This is a genomic window from Demequina phytophila (assembly GCF_000971135.1).
Classification (GTDB): Bacteria; Actinomycetota; Actinomycetes; order Actinomycetales; family Demequinaceae; genus Demequina; species Demequina phytophila.
The window spans coordinates 300,263-318,102 of sequence record NZ_BBLW01000001.1 but is presented as its reverse complement, the minus strand read 5'-3'; the positions used below and the strand labels follow the sequence as shown (position 1 = coordinate 318,102).

At 72.6% G+C, this 17,840-nt stretch carries 12 protein-coding genes; 10 read left to right on the top strand and 2 right to left on the bottom strand.

All coding sequences use genetic code 11. The annotated features are described in order from the left end of the window. Positions 1-7 precede the first annotated feature (7 nt). The 4 genes from gabT to AOM01_RS01525 all read left to right on the top strand — a co-directional run bounded on the left by gabT (position 8) and on the right by AOM01_RS01525 (position 4,950). Complete coding sequence (gabT, locus tag AOM01_RS01540; protein ID WP_062287940.1) at positions 8-1,384, top strand: 4-aminobutyrate--2-oxoglutarate transaminase; 1,377 nt, start codon at positions 8-10, stop codon at positions 1,382-1,384. Further along, positions 1,381-2,847, top strand: a complete 1,467-nt coding sequence (locus tag AOM01_RS01535) for an NAD-dependent succinate-semialdehyde dehydrogenase (protein ID WP_062287937.1) — start codon at positions 1,381-1,383, stop codon at positions 2,845-2,847. The genes gabT and AOM01_RS01535 overlap by 4 nt, the downstream gene beginning before the upstream one ends. Before the next feature lie 50 nt (positions 2,848-2,897). Next, positions 2,898-4,262, top strand: coding sequence for an NAD-dependent succinate-semialdehyde dehydrogenase (locus AOM01_RS01530; RefSeq protein ID WP_062287934.1), 1,365 nt, complete (start codon positions 2,898-2,900; stop codon positions 4,260-4,262). A gap of 256 nt (positions 4,263-4,518) precedes the next feature. Then, positions 4,519-4,950: a rhodanese-like domain-containing protein gene (locus tag AOM01_RS01525; protein WP_082109922.1), complete on the top strand. Its 432-nt coding sequence runs from the start codon at positions 4,519-4,521 to the stop codon at positions 4,948-4,950. Positions 4,951-5,021: 71 nt separating this feature from the next. On the opposite strand, the gene AOM01_RS01520 is transcribed toward AOM01_RS01525, so the two are convergent. Beyond that, entirely contained in the window at positions 5,022-6,020 is a 999-nt protein-coding gene (locus AOM01_RS01520) for an SLAC1 anion channel family protein (RefSeq protein ID WP_062287929.1), read from the bottom strand. Positions 6,021-6,341: 321 nt separating this feature from the next. Between AOM01_RS01520 and adhE the strand changes: the two genes are divergently transcribed. The 3 genes from adhE to AOM01_RS01505 all read left to right on the top strand — a co-directional run bounded on the left by adhE (position 6,342) and on the right by AOM01_RS01505 (position 13,669). After that, entirely contained in the window at positions 6,342-9,056 is a 2,715-nt protein-coding gene (adhE, locus tag AOM01_RS01515; RefSeq protein ID WP_062287927.1) for a bifunctional acetaldehyde-CoA/alcohol dehydrogenase, read from the top strand. A gap of 241 nt (positions 9,057-9,297) precedes the next feature. Beyond that, positions 9,298-12,843 (top strand): 5-oxoprolinase/urea amidolyase family protein, encoded by a 3,546-nt coding sequence (locus AOM01_RS01510; RefSeq protein WP_062287924.1) that lies wholly within the window; start codon positions 9,298-9,300, stop codon positions 12,841-12,843. Position 12,844: 1 nt separating this feature from the next. Next, positions 12,845-13,669, top strand: a complete 825-nt coding sequence (locus AOM01_RS01505; protein WP_062287921.1) for an N-acyl homoserine lactonase family protein — start codon at positions 12,845-12,847, stop codon at positions 13,667-13,669. A gap of 21 nt (positions 13,670-13,690) precedes the next feature. On the opposite strand, the gene AOM01_RS01500 is transcribed toward AOM01_RS01505, so the two are convergent. Continuing rightward, complete coding sequence (locus AOM01_RS01500; RefSeq protein WP_062287918.1) at positions 13,691-14,329, bottom strand: TetR/AcrR family transcriptional regulator; 639 nt, start codon at positions 14,327-14,329, stop codon at positions 13,691-13,693. A gap of 122 nt (positions 14,330-14,451) precedes the next feature. Here AOM01_RS01500 and AOM01_RS01495 point away from each other — a divergent pair, with 122 nt between their 5' ends. From AOM01_RS01495 to atzF, 3 genes are read left to right on the top strand one after another with little or no spacing between them, the layout of a single operon-like run. Next, on the top strand, positions 14,452-15,315 hold the full coding sequence (locus AOM01_RS01495) for an urea amidolyase associated protein UAAP1 (protein WP_062287916.1): 864 nt from the start codon (positions 14,452-14,454) through the stop codon (positions 15,313-15,315). Next, positions 15,312-15,992, top strand: coding sequence for an urea amidolyase associated protein UAAP2 (locus AOM01_RS01490; RefSeq protein ID WP_062287914.1), 681 nt, complete (start codon positions 15,312-15,314; stop codon positions 15,990-15,992). Before AOM01_RS01495 ends, AOM01_RS01490 begins: the two co-directional genes overlap by 4 nt. After that, positions 15,989-17,755: an allophanate hydrolase gene (atzF, locus tag AOM01_RS01485; protein WP_062287912.1), complete on the top strand. Its 1,767-nt coding sequence runs from the start codon at positions 15,989-15,991 to the stop codon at positions 17,753-17,755. The genes AOM01_RS01490 and atzF overlap by 4 nt, the downstream gene beginning before the upstream one ends. Positions 17,756-17,840 lie beyond the last annotated feature (85 nt).

Sequence of the window (17,840 nt, the reverse complement as noted above, 5' to 3'; positions counted from 1 at the left end):
CGCACCCATGACCACCCTCGACATCGCCGCCGACGGCGCGCCCTCGATCCCCGGCGGACCCGCGCTCGCGCAGGAGCGCCGGCTCGTCACCGCGATCCCAGGACCGCGTTCCCAGGAGCTGCTCGACCGCAAGGCCGCCGCCGTCGCCAAGGGCGTGGGTCACACCGCGCCGATCGCCGCGGTCGCCGCGGGCGGCGGCGTCGTGCTCGACGCCGACGGCAACTCGCTGATCGACCTCGGCTCCGGCATCGCGGTCACCTCGGTGGGCAACGCCCACCCCAAGGTGGTCGAGGCCGTGCAGCGTCAGGCCGCGCAGTTCACACACACCTGCTTCATGGTGTCGCCCTACGAGGGCTACGTCGCGGTCGCCGAGGCGCTCAACCGCCTCACGCCCGGCGACTTCGAGAAGAAGTCCGCGCTGTTCAACTCCGGCGCCGAGGCCGTCGAGAACGCCGTGAAGATCGCCCGCAAGTTCACCAAGCGCCAGGCCGTGGTCGCGTTCGACCACGCGTATCACGGCCGCACCAACCTCACGATGGCGCTCACCGCGAAGTCGATGCCGTACAAGAGCGGTTTCGGACCCTTCGCGTCCGAGGTCTACCGCGCCCCCATGTCCTACCCGTACCGCGACGGCCTCTCCGGCCCCGACGCGGCGGCGAAGGCGATCTCCGTGATCGAGAAGCAGGTGGGCGCGGAGAACCTCGCGGCGGTCATCATCGAGCCCATCCAGGGCGAGGGAGGCTTCATCGTTCCCGCCGAGGGCTTCCTGCCCGCGATCGCCGCCTGGTGCGACGCCAACGGCGTGGTCCTCATCGCCGACGAGGTCCAGTCCGGGTTCGCCCGCACCGGCGCGATGTTCGCGTCCGAGCACTTCGGGTTCACCCCCGACCTGGTCACCACCGCCAAGGGCATCGCGGGCGGCCTCCCGCTCGCCGCCGTCACCGGCCGCGCCGACATCATGGACGCCGCGCACGCCGGCGGCCTGGGCGGCACCTACGGCGGCAACCCGATCGCCTGCGCCGCAGCGCTCGCGTCGATCGACGCCTTCGAGACCGAGGGATTCGTCGAGCGGGCCGCCGAGCTCGGCGAGATCATGCTGGGCCGCCTGGGCGCGCTGCAGGCCGACGACCCCCGCGTGGGCGACGTCCGCGGTCTCGGAGCGATGGTCGCGATCGAGGTCGTCGACCCGGCCACGCAGGCCCCCGACGCCGCGCTCGCCGGCGCCGTCGCCAAGCGATGCATCGCCGAAGGCGTCATCGTCCTCACGTGCGGCACCTACGGCAACGTGCTGCGCTTCCTTCCCCCGCTCAGCATCGGCGACGCGCTGCTCCACGAGGGCCTCGACGTGGTCGCCGCCGCCTTCGCCGCGGAGGTGTCCGCATGACCGCCACCGCCGAGCGCACCCTGCTCGACTCCGTCCCCACGTCCCTGTACGTCGGGGGAGAGTGGACCGCCGCATCGTCCGCCGGCACGTTCGACGTGCTCGACCCCTCCAACGGTGACGTGCTCGCCACCATCGCCGACGCGACGCCCGAGGACGCCCAGCGCGCCCTCGACGCGGCGGTCGCCGCGCAGGAGGCGTGGGCCGCGACCGCGCCGCGCGTCCGCTCCGACATCCTGCGCCGCGCGTTCGACCTGGTGCGCGAGCGCACCGAGGACTTCGCCCTGCTCATGACCCTCGAGATGGGCAAGCCGCTCGCCGAGGCGCGCGGCGAGGTCGCGTACGGCAACGAGTTCCTGCGCTGGTTCTCCGAGGAGGCCGTCCGGATCACCGGGCGCTACGGGTCGAACCCCGAGGGCACCGGGAACATGGTGGTCTCGCAGCGTCCCGTCGGGCCCTGCTACCTCATCACCCCGTGGAACTTCCCGCTCGCGATGGCGACGCGCAAGATCGCCCCCGCGCTGGCCGCAGGGTGCACCGTGGTGGTCAAGCCCGCCGCGCTCACGCCGCTCACCACGCTGCTGCTCGCGAGCGTGCTCGAGGAGGCCGGCGTGCCGGCCGGCGTTGTCAACGTCATCACCACCACCCGCTCGGGCGCCGTCACGGCGCCGCTGCTCGAGGACCCGCGCCTGCGCAAGCTGTCCTTCACCGGCTCCACCGAGGTGGGCCGCGCGCTCATGAAGCAGGCCGCCGACGGCGTGCTCCGCGTCTCGATGGAGCTGGGCGGCAACGCCCCGTTCCTGGTGTTCGAGGACGCGGACCTGGAAAAGGCCGTCGAGGGTGCGCTCATGGCGAAGTTCCGCAACATCGGCCAGGCGTGCACCGCGGCCAACAGGTTCATCGTGCACGCGTCCGTCGCGGACGAGTTCGCGCGCCGCGTCACGGCCCGCGTCGCGGGCATGAAGGTCGGGCGCGGCACCGAGGACGGCGTCGCCATCGGCCCGCTCATCGACGACCGCGCCGTCGCGACGTCGCTGGCCCTGGTGGACGATGCGGTGGCCAAGGGCGCCACGATCGCCACGGGCGGCGCGGCGATCGACGGCGTCGGCTCGTTCGTCGAGCCGACCGTGCTCACCGGCGTGCAGCCGGGCTCCGAGATCCTGTCGACCGAGATCTTCGGCCCCGTGCTCGCCATCGCGACATTCGAGACCGAGGACCAGGCCATCGCGCTCGCGAACTCCACGGAGTACGGCCTCGTGTCCTACGCGTATACCAGCGACCTTGCCCGCGGGCAGCGGCTGATCGACCGGCTCGACACCGGCATGATGGGGCTCAACGCGGGCGTGGTGTCCAACGCCGCGGCGCCGTTCGGCGGCGTCAAGCAGTCCGGGATCGGCCGCGAGGGCGGCGCCGAGGGCATCCACGAGTACCTCTCGACCAAGTACACCCTGATCCCGCACGGCTGAGCACCCGCCCGGCCCCGGCATCGTCCACCAGTTTCAACCCAAGGAGAGACATGAGCGGTTACGCAGTTGTGAACCCGGCCACCGGCGAGCGTCTGGCCGACTACCCGACGATGTCCGACGCGGATGTCCAGACCGCGCTCGCGGCCGCGGACGGCGCGTACCGCGGGTGGCTGCGGACCGCGTCGGTCGCCGAGCGTGCCGCGAAGATCCGCCGCGTGGCCGAGCTTCACCGCGAGCGCCGCGACGAGCTCGCCGCGATCATCGTGCGCGAGATGGGCAAGCCCCTGTCGCACGCGCTCGGCGAGGTGGACTTCGCCGCGGACATCACCGAGTTCTACGCGGACAACGCGGAGAGGATCACGGGCGACACCCCGCTGGAGATCCTGGGCGAGGGCACCGCGGTGATCCGCCGCAGCGCGCTCGGAGCCCTGCTCGGCATCATGCCGTGGAACTTCCCCTACTACCAGGTCGCACGCTTCGCGGCGCCGAACATCGTGGTGGGCAACGCGATCGTGCTCAAGCACGCGCCGCAGTGCCCCGAGTCGGCCGCCGCGATCGAGCAGATGTACCGCGACGCGGGCTTCCCCGAGGGCGTGTACGTCAACGTCTACGCCTCGAACGAGCAGGCCGCGACCATGATCGCCGACCCGCGCATCGCGGGAGTGTCCGTCACCGGCTCCGAGCGGGCCGGCTCGGCGGTCGCGTCGCTCGCGGGCCAGCACCTCAAGAAGGTCGCCCTCGAGCTGGGCGGCTCGGACCCGTTCATCGTGCTGTCGACCGACGACCTCGACTCCGTGGTCGCCGGCGCCGTCGAGGCACGCATGGACAACTCCGGCCAGTCCTGCAACGCCCCGAAGCGGTTCATCGTGATCGACTCCCTGTACGACGCGTTCCTCGAGAAGTTCGCCGCCGCCATGGTGGAGTGCACGGCGGGCGACCCGTTCTCGGAGGACTCCGTGATCGGCCCGCTGTCCTCGCTCGCCGCGGCCGAGCGCCTCGAGGCGCAGGTCTCCCGCGCGGTCGACCAGGGCGCGACGCTGGTCGCGGGCGGCACGCGCGACGGCGCGTTCTACGAGCCGACCGTCATCACCGGAGTGACCTCGGACATGGACGTGTACCGCGAGGAGCTCTTCGGCCCCGCCGCCGCGGTGTACAAGGTCGCCTCCGAGGAGGAGGCCGTCGCGCTGGCGAACGACACCTCGTACGGCCTCGGCTCCTACGTCTACACGACCGACCCCGAGCAGGCGGACCGCGTCGCGGACGCGATCGAGGCCGGCATGGTCTACGTCAACTGCGTGCTCGCGGACAGCCCCGAGCTGCCGTTCGGCGGCGTGAAGCGCTCCGGCACCTCGCGCGAGATGGGCCTGCTGGCCGCGGACGAGTTCGTCAACAAGAAGCTCATCCGCGTCGCCTGACGCCCGCGGCTCCGGCCGCCCCTGGACCCACCGCGCCCGGTCCGCGCCCCTGCTCTCCCGGGGGCGCGCACCGGGCGCGGTCGCGTCCGCGGGCCCCGTGCTCGCCGACCGCGCTCCACACGGAATCTGCAACTGTGCCCGGGGTGGTCGGGCGATGCGACGTGAGGGGCAGGTGAATCCGGTCTGAGACGGGATCGTGTGTGGAACCCGGCTCCGCGGGCCGGACACAGATACCCCCTGGGGTATGCTGCTGGGCATGAACCGACGCATCCTCCGTGGCGCCCTCGCCGGCGCCCTGCTCGCCCTGATCCCCGCCGTCTCCGCCTGCTCGGGCGGCGACGATGCGCCCGCAGAGTCGGTGGCGGCGGTCGCCTTCGACGGCTCGCACGTGCCGGCGGACGCCTTCGCGGGCGCGGCCGCGAGCGAGGGCGTGACCGTGATCGACGTGCGCACGCCCGAGGAGTTCGCCGCCGGCCACCTGCCCGGCGCGGTCAACATCGACGTCTCCGCCGCGACGTTCCCCGCCGAGGTCGCAACCCTCGATCCCCAGGCCGACTACGCCGTCTACTGCCAGTCCGGCAACCGCTCGCGCGTCGCGCTCGAGGCGATGGCCGCGGCCGGTGTCGAGCACACCGTGGGGCTCGAGGGCGGGATCGGCGCGTGGGGTGGCGAGGTGGTCACGGGCTGAGCTCTGCTGGGTCGCCGCTCGCCGCTCGCCGCTCGGCGGCCCGTGGCCCGTGGCCCGCGGCGCCCGCAGGGTCAGCCCTCCGCGGCAAGCAGCTCGCCGCGGGCGACCGCGACGCAGGTCCTCCATCCGAGCCCGATCACCAGCGCGGTCGCGACCACGAGCGCCACCGCCCCGACCCATGCCGCGAACGCGGTGGCCCCCGCCTCGTAGGCGGCGAGCAGCGCCGAGGCGGCCGCGGCGAGCGGGAACGTGTACGCCCACGCGCTCACGGCGAAGGGCACCTTTCGCAGCGCCGCCGCCTGAGACGCGAGCAGCGCGAGCTGGAAGACCACCACGCCGAGCAGCATCATCGCGAGCGGGTCCTCCCACGAGCCCCCGAGGCGTACCCAAGCGGACGCCGCGACGGCGGGCGGCGCCACCAGGATCGCGAGCGTGGGCGCGAGCCGCCACGGCATCACGCCCTCGAGGAACAGCCGGCTGAGCACCACGGGCAGCAGTCCGACCCAGAACACCGCGCCGACGCCGAAGAAGTACCAGCAGATCTCCGCGGGGGCATGCGCGACGCCGGCGAGCGGCGCGACCAGGTTGCCGACCACGGGGATGAACCACGCGGGGTGGACGTGCACCGCCTGGACCCGCGCGTCCGCGATCCACGTCCGCATCACCAGCACCGTCACCACGAACTGCAGCGCCGCGCCGGGCCACCACAGCCACGCGGAGACGGTGTCCGACGCCGGCAGGAACGCGGCCGCGAGCACCATCATCGACACCGGGAGGGTGGCCACGAACGCCGCCTTCACGGGATGTCCCCATTCGGCCACGGCGGCGCTCGGGTGGCGCGTGACCTTCGCGCCGTACGCGACCGCGGCTGCCGCGAGCGCCGCGAGGCCCAGCCATGCCAGCGCATCGTTCACCGCGAGCGACCACCCGAACGCCTGGTCGGCCCGGAACCATGCGAGCGAGATGCCGCCCACGCCCATCACGATGGCGAACATGCCGACCGGGAGATGGGCGAGGCTCCGCTCGCCCGCGGTCGGGGTGGACGATGCGCCTGCTGGCACGGTCGGCATGGGCGCCTCCTCGGCGTGATGTGTTACCCCCTGGGGCATGCTCCCAGCATGGCACCGGCGTGCACCTCCGCGTGCCCCGCGACGCGCCGTCAACCCCGCGCGCGGCGACTTCCGGGACCCCCGCGACCCGCGCATCGTCCCCTCGACAGGTGTCGAAAACCCCTGTTCGTTATACCCCCATGGGTATAAAATGCCTGGTAGTAGGCCCATGGTCCCCGGGACCTCTGCCCCGCGAGATCGGCGCGAGCCGCCCCTACCGTGAAGGACATGGGGATCGAGGCCCGGAGGGGGCCGGCACCCGGCACTAGGAGCCAGACGAAGATGACCACCACCGCCCCGGAGACCGCGACCACCGACGTCGCCGCCGCCATCGACCAGCTCGTCGCGAACGCGCAGGAGGCGCTCGACGCCTACAGCGTGTTCACTCAGGACGACGTCAACCTGCTCGTCAAGAAGGCCTCCGTGGCCGCCCTCAACCAGCACGGCGAGCTCGCCGTCCTCGCGGTCCAGGAGACCGGTCGCGGCGTGTTCGAGGACAAGGCCGTGAAGAACATCTTCGCGTGCGAGCACGTCACCCACTCGATGGGCCCCATGAAGACCGTGGGCATCATCAACGAGGACCCGATCAAGGGCATCACCGAGATCGCGGAGCCCGTCGGCGTCGTGGCCGGCGTCACCCCGGTCACCAACCCCACCTCGACCGCGATCTTCAAGTCGCTCATCGCGCTGAAGACCCGCAACCCGATCATCTTCGCGTTCCACCCGAGCGCGCAGCAGTCCTCCGTCGCCGCCGCCAAGATCGTGCGCGACGCCGCGATCAAGGCCGGCGCCCCCGAGCACTGCATCCAGTGGGTCGAGACCCCGTCGCTCGAGGCGACCAACCTCCTCATGAACCACGACGGCGTCGCGCTCATCCTCGCGACCGGCGGCAACGCCATGGTGAAGGCCGCGTACTCGTGCGGCAAGCCCGCCCTGGGCGTCGGCGCGGGCAACGTGCCCGCCTACGTGCACAAGTCGGCGGTGCTCGAGCGCTCGATCAACGACCTGGTCATCTCGAAGGCCTTCGACAACGGCATGGTGTGCGCGTCGGAGCAGGCCGTCATCCTCGACGCCGAGATCTACGACAAGGCCCTCGAGCTGTTCCACCGCCTCCACGCGTACAAGGTCACCCCGGCGGAGAAGAAGATGCTCGAGGAGTTCATCTTCGGCGTCACCGCGGACGGCCAGAACTGCGCCGGCGCCAAGCTCAACCCGAACGTGGTGGGCAAGTCGCCGCAGTGGATCGCCGAGCAGGCCGGCTTCTCCGTTCCCGAGGAGACCTCGATCATCCTCGCCGAGGTCTCGACCGTGGGCGAGAGCGAGCCCCTCACCCGCGAGAAGCTGTGCCCCGTCCTCGCCGTCCTCAAGGCCGACTCCACCGAGCAGGGCCTCGACTACGCCGAGCGCATGGTCGAGTTCCACGGCCTCGGCCACTCGGCCGCGATCCACGCGACCGACGACGCGCTGATCAAGGACTTCGGCAAGCGCTGCAAGGCGATCCGCATCATCGTGAACTCGCCCTCGAGCCACGGCGGCATCGGCGACATCTACAACGCGTTCATGCCGTCGCTCACCCTCGGCTGCGGCTCCTACGGCCACAACTCGGTGTCGAACAACGTCACCGCGGTGAACCTCATCAACGTGAAGCGCATCGGTCGGAGGAACAACAACATGCAGTGGTTCAAGGTGCCGGCCAAGACGTACTTCGAGCCCAACGCCATCCAGTACCTGCACGACATGAACGGCGTCGAGCGCGTCACCATCGTCACCGACGCGACCATGACCCGCATCGGCATCGTGGACAAGGTCCTCGACGTCCTCAACCGTCGCAGCAACAACGTGTCGGTCCAGATCATCGACAGTGTCGAGCCCGAGCCGAGCGTCGCGACCGTCCGCAAGGGCGCCGAGGTGCTGCGCGCCTTCAAGCCCGACACGATCATCGCGGTCGGCGGCGGCTCGCCGATGGACGCGGCGAAGGTCATGTGGCTGCTGTACGAGCACCCCGAGGTCGACTTCGCGGACCTGAAGGAGAAGTTCTTCGACGTCCGCAAGCGCGCGTTCCAGTTCCCGAAGCTGGGCGAGCTCGCCAAGCTGGTCTGCATCCCGACCACGTCGGGCACCGGCTCCGAGGTCACCCCGTTCGCGGTCATCTCCGACCCCGAGAGCGGCCGCAAGTACCCGCTCGCGGACTACGCGCTGACCCCGACCGTCGCGATCGTGGACCCGGTCCTCACCGCGAACCTCCCGTCGCGCGTCGCCGCGGACTCGGGCTTCGACGCCCTCACCCACGCGACCGAGGCGTTCGTCTCCGTCTACGCGAACGACTACACCGACGGCCTCGCCCTGCAGGCCATCAAGATGGTCTTCGAGTACATCGAGGAGTCCGTCACCGTGGGCGGCGGCGCCGTCAAGGCCCGCGAGAAGATGCACAACGCCGCGACCATCGCCGGTATGGCCTTCGCCAACGCCTTCCTGGGCCTGGTGCACGCCATGTCGCACGTGACCGGCTCGACCTTCCACGTCGCCCACGGCCGCACCAACGCGATCTACCTGCCGCACGTGATCCGCTACAACGGCAAGGTCCCGACCAAGCCCGCGTCGTGGCCCAAGGCCGAGTCCTACGTGGCTCCCGAGCGCTACCAGCAGATCGCGAAGCACCTGGGCCTGCCGGCCTCGACCCCCGAGGAGGGCGTGGAGTCCTACGCCGCCGCGGTGGAGGCGCTTCGCGACAAGGTGGGCATCGAGCGCTCGTTCGCGTCGGTCGGTGTGGACGAGGCGGACTTCATGGCCTCGCTCGACACCCTCGCGATGAACGCCTACGCCGACCAGTGCGCGCCGGCCAACCCGCGCCTGCCGATCCTCGAGGACATGAAGGTGATGATGGAGGCCGCGTACTACGGCATCACCTGGGACGAGGTGAAGGCCAACCGCAAGGCCGAGGCGATCGTCGCCGACGCCAAGAAGGCCCCGGCCAAGAAGGTCGCCAAGAAGGCCTGAGCGGCTGACAGATCCGGCTCGCGGGCCGAACGCCCGCGAGTCCCTCCCCAGGGCCCCGACACCCACCGGTGTCGGGGCCCTGTGTCGTTCCCGGAGCCTTCCCTTCGCCCGGGTGACGGGGGACGATGCGCCGGCCGCCGCATCGTCCCGGCGCACCCGGGCGGGGGCCCAGCGGGCGACGAAACATCGCGCGCGTCGAGACGTAACACGGCGTTTACCTATCGTACGATAGAGTCCCCGCATGACGACCCAGACGACCCCGCGAACTGTCATGGTGGCGAACCGCGCCGAGATCGCGTGCCGCATCTTCCGCACGGTCACGGCGTGGGGCGGCACCACGCTCGGCGTGTACACCGACGACGACCGCGGCAGCCTCCACATCGAGCAGGCCGACCGGGTGGTGCGGCTGGAGCGCCGCGGTGACCTGGACCCCTACCTCGACGCGCAGCAGCTCATCGAGGTCGCCCTCGCGCACGGCGTGTGGGGCATCCATCCCGGCTACGGCTACCTCTCCGAGAACGCCGGCTTCGCGGCCGCGGTGGAGGCCGCGGGGCTGGTCTTCATCGGGCCCCGCCCGGAGCAGATCGCGCTGTTCGGCGACAAGCAGGCCGCCCGCGAGCGGGCGATCGCGGCGCGTGTGCCCACCTCCGCGGCGACGCCGGAGCTGCGCGACGCGGAGGACGCGCGGGCCCGGATCGCGGAGATCGGGCTGCCCGTGATCCTCAAGGCGGCCGCCGGCGGCGGCGGCAAGGGCATGGCGGTGGTGCGCGCGCTCGACGAGGTCTCCGACGCGTACGAGGGCGTCGCCCGCATCGCCGCCGTGGTCGGCGGCGGCGTGTTCGCAGAGCGCTACATCGAGCGCGCGCGGCACGTCGAGGTCCAGATCTTCGGCGACGGCGACGGCAGCGTGGTGACGCTGGGCGACCGCGACTGCACCCTGCAACGCCGCAACCAGAAGGTGGTCGAGGAGGCGCCCGCGTTCGGCCTCGCGCCCGACGTGCGCGAGCGGCTGCACGCGACGGCCCGCGCGCTGGGCGCGAGCGTCGGGTACCGCAGCGCCGGCACCGTCGAGTTCGTGCTGGACGCGGACACCGGCGAGGCGTCGTTCCTTGAGATCAACACGCGCCTCCAGGTCGAGCACCCCGTCACCGAGGCCGTCACCGGCGTGGACCTGGTGGAGTGGATGATCCGCCTCGCCGCGGGCGACGCGAGCTTCCTGGCGCCGTACGCAGGGACCGGCGAGGTGCCCGTCTCCGGTGCGGCCGTCGAGAGCCGCGTCTATGCCGAGGACCCCGTCGCGGACTTCCGCCCCAGCCCCGGCACGGTGACCCACGTCGAGCTGCCCGAGGGCGCGCGCGTCGACACATGGGTGCGCTCCGGCACCGAGGTGGGCATGCGCTTCGATCCCATGCTGGCCAAGGTCGTCACCGCGGGGGCGGACCGCGCGGAGGCGTGGGCGCGTCAGGCGGACGCGCTGGACGCGACCCGCATCGACGGCGTGCACACCAACCTCGCGCTGCTGCGCCGGATCGCGAACGAGCCGGTGGTGGCGGACGGCGCGCACACCACCGCGAGCCTGGGCGCGGAGATCACCGCGCCGGCGGGCGGCATCCGCGTCGAGGACGCGGGCTTCCTCACCACCGTCCAGGAGGGCCCCGGCCGGACCGGGCTGTGGCACATCGGGGTGCCGCCGTCGGGCCCCATGGACGACCGCAGCTTCACGCTCGGCAACCGCATCCTCGGCAACGCCCCCGGCACCGCGGGCCTCGAATGCACCGTGTCGGGGCCGTCGCTGCGCATGTCCAGGGACGCTCGCGTGTGCGTCACCGGCGCGCCCGTGCCGGTCACGGTCGACGGCCGTGCCGTGGCGCAGTGGGAGGCGATCGACGTCCCCGCCGGCTCCGTGCTCACCGTGGGCCGCGTCGAGGCGGGCCTGCGCGCGTACGTCCTGGTGAGCGGCGGCATCGACGTCCCCGAGTACCTGGGATCGCGGGCGACGTTCACGCTGGGGCGGTTCGGCGGCCACGCGGGCCGCGCGCTGCACACCGGCGACGAGCTGCCGCTCGCGCCCGGTCCCGGTGCGGCGGCCCTCCCTGTCGAGGTGGCGGTGGATGTCGAGCGTCCCGCCATCGGGACCGCCTGGGAGATCGGGGTGCTCGACGGGCCGCACAGCGCCCCCGACTTCTTCACGCCCGAGGACGTCGACACCATCCTGACCGCCGCCTACGCGGTGCACTTCAACTCCGACCGTACCGGCGTGCGGCTGGTGGGACCCAAGCCCTCGTGGGCGCGTGCCGACGGCGGCGAGGCGGGCCTCCACCCGTCCAACATCCACGACACCCCGTACTCGGTGGGCGGCATGGACTTCACCGGGGACACCCCGGTGCTGCTCGGCCCCGATGGGCCCAGCCTCGGCGGGTTCGTCACCCCCGTGACGGTCGCGAAGGGGGAGCGGTGGAAGCTCGGCCAGCTCGCGGCCGGCGACCAGGTGCGGTTCGTGCGCCTCGAGCCCGCGATCCCCGAGCAGCCGGGCGCCCCGCGCGGCGTGCTCGCCGACCGCGACGGCGTGGTGGTGCGCCGCCAGAGCGACGACAGCCTGCTGATCGAGCTCGGCCCGCAGGAGCTCGACCTGATGCTGCGCGCGCGCGTCCACGTGCTCCAGCAGCGCGTGCGCGACGCGGCGCTCCCGGGCCTGCGGGACCTCACCCCTGGCATCCGGTCGCTCCAGGTCACCTTCGGGGACCCCGCGCACGCGAACCGTGAGGCGCTCGAGCGGCTCCTCGCGCTCGCGGCGGACGTCGCGGGCGCCGAGGACCTGGTGGTCCCGAGCCGTCACGTGCGCCTGCCGATGTCGTGGGACGACCCGGCGACGCGCGAGGCGATCGCCCGCTACGAGGCGGGCGTCCGCGACGACGCCCCGTGGAACCCCTGGAACATCGAGTTCATCAGGCGGGTCAACGGCCTGGAGAGCGTCGACGACGTCTACCGCACGCTCTTCGAGGCCGAGTACCTGGTGCTGGGCCTGGGCGACGTGTACCTCGGCGCCCCCGTCGCCACGCCGCTCGACCCGCGGCACCGGCTGGTCACCACCAAGTACAACCCCGCCCGCACGTGGACGGCGGAGAACTCCGTCGGCATTGGCGGCGCGTACCTCTGCATCTACGGCATGGAGGGCCCCGGCGGCTACCAGTTCGTGGGGCGCACCACGCAGGTGTGGGACCGGTGGGCGTCCTTCGCGGGCGCCGACCGCGCCATCGACGGCTCGCGCCCGTGGCTGCTCGACTTCTTCGACCGCATCACCTGGTACCCCGTCGAGGCGGACGAGCTGCTGCGCCTGCGCGCCGACTTCTCCGCGGGCCTGTGGCGCCCCGAGATCACCGCGGGTGAGCTCTCGCTCGCCGACCACGCGCGGTTCCTCGACGACAACGCCGAGTCGATCTCCCGCTTCCGGACCGTGCAGCGCCGGGCCTTCGCGGAGGAGCGCGACCGGTGGACCGCGGCGGGGGAGTTCGATCGCGACGTCGAGCCGGCCGCTCCCGCGCCGCCGCCGGCGCTCGCGGAGGGCTGCATCGGCGTCGAGGCGCCGTTCGCCGCCAACGTGTGGAAGGTGCTCGTGTCGGAGGGGCAGCGCATCGAGGCAGGGCATACGGTCGCGGTCGTGGAGGCGATGAAGATGGAGACCAGGGTGCTCGCGGCGCATGCCGGGACCGTCGAGTCGGTGCTCGCGCCCGCGGGTGCCACCGTCGCACCGGGAGACGCGATCGTGGCGCTCCGGACGGAGGTCTGACGTGGTGAAGGAGTTCGACGGCGCGCTGGCGGTCTCGGGGCGTCCCGTCGCCCTGCACGCCTTCGTGGTCGGCTACGAACCCATCAGCGAGGGCGTCTCGATCCGGGGCGGTCGCCGCGACCGTTACCTCCTCGAGCCCGTGACGGCGAGCGCGGTGGAGTACGCCGACGGCTGGGTGCTGGTCGATGCCGGCTTCAACCTCGCGCACGTGCGCGACGAGGCCGCGCGCGCTCGCCACTACAACTACGAGGGCTACACGCCGATCATCCCGCCCGGAGATCCGCTGCGGGATGCCCTCGGGCGCGTGGGGCTCGGGTGGGAGACGATGGCGGGCTGCGCGATCAGCCACGCGCACGTCGACCACACGGGTCTCGCGCCGAGCCTGCCGCCCCACGTGCCGGTGCTGGTGCAGCGCCGCGAATGGGAGTGGGTGCGCGACGGCGCGTCACGCCCCGAGTTCGTCATCGCGTCGGACCTGCTCGACGCGGAGTCCTCGGTGCGTGTGCTCGACGGCGACACGCCGCTCGCGCCCGGCCTCACCGCACTCGACACGGGTGGCCACACGCCCGGCCACCAGTCGTTCCGGGTCGACCTTCCGAGCCGCTCGGTGGTGCTCGCCTGCGATGCCGCCGATCTGCGTGCGAACATCACCACCCGGACGCCGTGCGGCTGGACTCCGGAGGAGGATGGTGACGTCCGTGCGCAGCGGGCGATCGACCGCCTCGCGGACCTCGACGCGGCCGGCGTCGAGGTGTGGCCGGGTCACGACCCCGAGTTCTGGGCGTGGGCCGCCGCGATGCGCGGGGAGCGCGTGCGGGTCGAGTGACCCCCGCGCGCGGGGGTGTGGTCAGCGGCGCGCGGCGAGGATGCGCAGCGTCGCCTGCTCGATGCCGTCCGCGACGGTCTCGGCATCCAGCCGCGGATCGTCGGCGCGGCGCAGGATCACGCCCTCGACCAGGGAGAACAGCAGCGCGGCCGTCGCGGCCGGGTCGTCGACGTCGGCCCGGCCGGCGGCGATCGACCGCCGCAGCAGCGCGCCGTAGGCGCCGACCAGCTCCTGACGTAGCGCCTGGAACGTGCCGAACATCGGCTCGTTGGTCTCGGGCAGCAGGTAGAGCGCGCCGATGTTCGACGGCCCGGATGCGAGCAGGTGCACGTCGAAGCGGATGAGCGCGAGCAGCTGCTCGAGCGGGTCCGTGGACGTGTCCGCCAGCAGCTCGCGCGCCTTGTCGATCGAGGGTCGCGCCGTCTCGATCAAGAGCTCCTTGAGCATCGCCGCCTTGTTGGGGAAGTGGTAGTACAGCGACGGCTGCTTGATGTCGACCGCGGCCGAGATCTGACGCGTGGTGGTCGCCGCGTAGCCCTGCTCGACGAAGAGCCGGGCCGCCGCATCGAGGATCCGCTCGCGTCCCACGGGCTCCTTGCCGTGAGGGCGCGACCGACGCGGGGCGTCGGTGCGGGTCGAGGCGGTGTCGGCGTTCGTCATGGCGGATCGCCCCCACAGTAGCGCCTGCGGACACGCGGGGACGGGGCGCCTCGCACGCGAAATCGAGCGGAAACAAAGGGGCCCTACACTCGCTCTGTACCTATCGACCGAAAGGTGGAGCCGTGACCGATGACCGTGGAGCGGGGCGCCGCTCGAGCACCGCGACGCTCGCCCAGGCGCGCGACGACGCGCGGGGACGTGCCGACACCGCCGTCGAGGCCATGCCGTACCTGCCGCCGGCCTCCTCGCCGTACGCGCCCGCCGACGTGGATCCGTCGACCCTGGTGTGGGCGGAGACCGTCGCCGGCCCGGGCTACACGCACATGACGGTGGCGCGCGGCACGCGGATCCGCCTCGAGGACGTCACCGGAGACGCATGCGCCCACGTGGTGGTGCTGAGCGCGCTCAACCCGGGGGAGCGGCTCAACGTCGCGGACACCCAGAAGATCCCGTGGCAGGCGTACCTGGGCGCCGGGCACCCGCTGCTGTCCGGCGACGGCCGCGTGCTCGCGACCGTGGTCGCCGACGCCGCGGGCGGCCGTCACGACGCCTTCTGCGGCGTCACCACCCTCGCCGGCAACGTCGAGCGCTACGGCGCGGGCGCCGCGCACACCGCCACCGCGGCGGGCCGCGAGCTGCTGCTGCTCGCCGCCGCCAAGGAGGGGCTGACGGCCCGCGACATTCCGCCGAGCGTGTCCTTCTTCAAGGGCGTGCGGGTCGCCGCGGACGGCTCCCTCGAGTGGACCGGCGACGGCGGCGCGGGCGCGACCGTCGACCTGGTCGCGGAGATGCCCCTCACCCTGCTCGTGGCGAACGCCGCCCACCCGCTGGATCCCGCCGAGGGCTACCGGACGGGGCCCCTGCGCGTCCACGGCTGGGCCGCCGCCGCATCGTCCCCCTCCGATCCGTGGTGGACCGCGACGCCCGAGCGCACCCGCGCGTACCTCAACACCGACCAGCACCTGCTCGCGAGGGGGATCCGATGACCGTCACCTGGGCCACGCACGAGGCCGCCTACTTCGACCGATCGACGCCGTACGTGCCGGGTGCGGCCGTGCTCGACCACGAGATCGCGCCGCGCGAGGGCTGGTCAGGCGTGGTCCGCGCCGGGCACGTCCTGACGCTCGTCGACGTGGGCGGCAACCAGTCGGGTGACTGCCTCATCTACGACGCGGCGGACCACGACGTGCGGTACAGCGCGCAGGCGACGCTGGTCGCGCAGCGCCACGCCTACCTGGTCGACGGCTCCGTGCTGCGCTCGAACGAGGGCGACCCGCTCATGACCATCGTGGGCAACGAGGTCGACCGCCAGGACACCATCGGCGGCGCCTGCTCCAAGGAGTCCAACACGCTGCGTTACGGGCACCACACCCTGTTCCACCACGCGTGCCGCGAGAACTTCCTGCTCGAGGGCGCGAGGCACGGGCTGGGACCGCGCGACCTCGTGTCGAACATCAACTGGTTCATGAACGTACCGGTGGAGGCGGACGGGACGCTCGGGATCGTCGACGGCATGTCCGCGCCGGGCAAGCGGGTCGCGCTCCGCGCCGAGCGCGACGTGCTCGTGGTGATCTCCAACTGCCCTCAGGTCAACAACCCGTGCAACGACTTCAACCCCACGCCACTACGCGTGATCGTGACGGACCCGGCGGTGGAGGCGTGAGCGCGGCCGATGCGGTGGCGGGCTTCGCCGCGGCCGTCGCCGCGACCTCGCGGCCCGAGGCGTGGATCCACCTGGTCTCTCCGGAGGCCCTCGCTGCGGAGGCGGCACGCGTCGACGCCGCCGTCGCCGGGGGCGCGGACCTGCCGCTCGCCGGACGGCTGGTGGCGGTCAAGGACAACATCGACGTCGCGGGGTGCCCCACCACCGCGGGTGCGCCCACGTTCGCGTACCGGCCGGCGGCGGATGCCGCCGCGGTCGCGCGCCTGCGCGCCGCCGGGGCGATCGTCGTCGGCAAGACCAACCTCGACCAGTTCGCCACCGGGCTGGTGGGCACCCGTTCGCCGTACGGCGCCGTCCGTCACGCCGTCCGCGAGGACCGCATCAGCGGCGGCTCGAGCTCCGGCTCCGCCGTCGCGGTCGCGCTCGGCCTGGTCGACCTCGCGCTCGGCACCGACACCGCCGGCTCCGGTCGCGTGCCGGCCGCCCTCCACGGGCTGTGGGGGCTCAAGCCCACGCGCGGCCTGGTGCCCACCACGGGGGTGGTGCCCGCGTGCGCCTCCCTCGACTGCGTGACCGTGTTCTGCGCGGACCCCGGCCTGGCCGCGCTCGCCGTGCAGGTGATGAGCGGCCCCGATGCGGGCGACCCGCTCTCCTCTCGCCCCGCCGCGGCCGCGCCGCTGCCGTCGGATGCGCGCCGGCGCCTGGTGGTGCCCACGGCCGCGGACCTGGGCGAGCTCGCGCCCGGGTGGGCCGAGCGCTTCGCGCACGTGGTGGACGCGGCCCGCGCGGCCGGCCTTGAGACCGTCGAGCGGTCGATCGCGCCCCTGCTCGACGCCGCGCGCATGCTCTACGAGTCCTCGTTCGTCGCCGAGCGCTACGCCGCCGTGGGCGACCACCTCGAGGCCCATCGCGACGCGATCGGCGACGCGATCGACCCGACCGTCGCGCGCATCGTCCTCGCCGGCGCCGGCCACTCCGCGGCCGCGCTCTTCGCCGACCAGCGCGCGCTCGAGGGCTACCGCGCCGCGGCGACCGCGCTGCTCGCCGACGCCGCCGCGGTGCTCACGCCCACCACCACGTGGCACCCCACGCTCGCCCAGGTCGCGGCCGATCCGGTGGGCGCGAACTCGCGCATGGGCCGGTTCACCAACTTCGCCAACCTCCTCGACATGGCCGCGGTCGCGCTGCCCGCGGGCAGCGTGGGGGAGGAGCGCTTCGGCGCGATGCTCACCGGCCACGCCTTCAGCGACGTCAGGCTGCTCGAGCTTGCGCGGGTGATCTCCGCGCGCACCGAGGACGGCGTGGCGGTCCGCGGCGTGACGGACGGCGTCGCTGCCGGCGCGCGCGAGCCCGACGAGGTGGACGTGTTCGTGGTCGGCGCGCACCGTTCGGGCCAGGCGCTGAACTCGCAGCTCACGGACAGGGGAGCGCGCCTGGTGCGCGGGGCTGCCACGGCCCCGGAGTACCGCATGTACGCTCTTGACACCGTTCCGCCCAAGCCGGGACTCGTCCGCACGGCCCTCGAAGGCGGGTCGATCCGCGGCGAGGTGTGGCGACTTCCCGCCGTCGGATTCGGCACCTTCGTCGACGAGCTTCCCGCTCCGATGGCGATCGGCAGCGTCGCCCTCGATGACGGCAGCATCGTCACGGGCTTCCTCTGCGAGCCCTACGCGACCGACGGCGCCCAGGACATCACCGCCGCGGGCGACTGGCTCGCGTGGCGTGGATCCGCGGTCTTCGACACCTGTGAAACAACGATGTAACACGGGCAGCGACCGAATGTAACTATTGACCGATAGGTTCTCCGTACCGTTCCCCCCAACGGTCCCCCGAACCCTCATCGAAGGA

Coding starts and splice junctions, on each gene's coding strand:
- gabT (WP_062287940.1), top strand. CDS start 8: ATGACCACCCTCGACATCGCCGCCGACGGCGCGCCCTCGATCCCCGGC.
- AOM01_RS01535 (WP_062287937.1), top strand. CDS start 1,381: ATGACCGCCACCGCCGAGCGCACCCTGCTCGACTCCGTCCCCACGTCC.
- AOM01_RS01530 (WP_062287934.1), top strand. CDS start 2,898: ATGAGCGGTTACGCAGTTGTGAACCCGGCCACCGGCGAGCGTCTGGCC.
- AOM01_RS01525 (WP_082109922.1), top strand. CDS start 4,519: ATGAACCGACGCATCCTCCGTGGCGCCCTCGCCGGCGCCCTGCTCGCC.
- AOM01_RS01520 (WP_062287929.1), bottom strand. CDS start 6,020: ATGCCGACCGTGCCAGCAGGCGCATCGTCCACCCCGACCGCGGGCGAG.
- adhE (WP_062287927.1), top strand. CDS start 6,342: ATGACCACCACCGCCCCGGAGACCGCGACCACCGACGTCGCCGCCGCC.
- AOM01_RS01510 (WP_062287924.1), top strand. CDS start 9,298: ATGACGACCCAGACGACCCCGCGAACTGTCATGGTGGCGAACCGCGCC.
- AOM01_RS01500 (WP_062287918.1), bottom strand. CDS start 14,329: ATGACGAACGCCGACACCGCCTCGACCCGCACCGACGCCCCGCGTCGG.
- AOM01_RS01490 (WP_062287914.1), top strand. CDS start 15,312: ATGACCGTCACCTGGGCCACGCACGAGGCCGCCTACTTCGACCGATCG.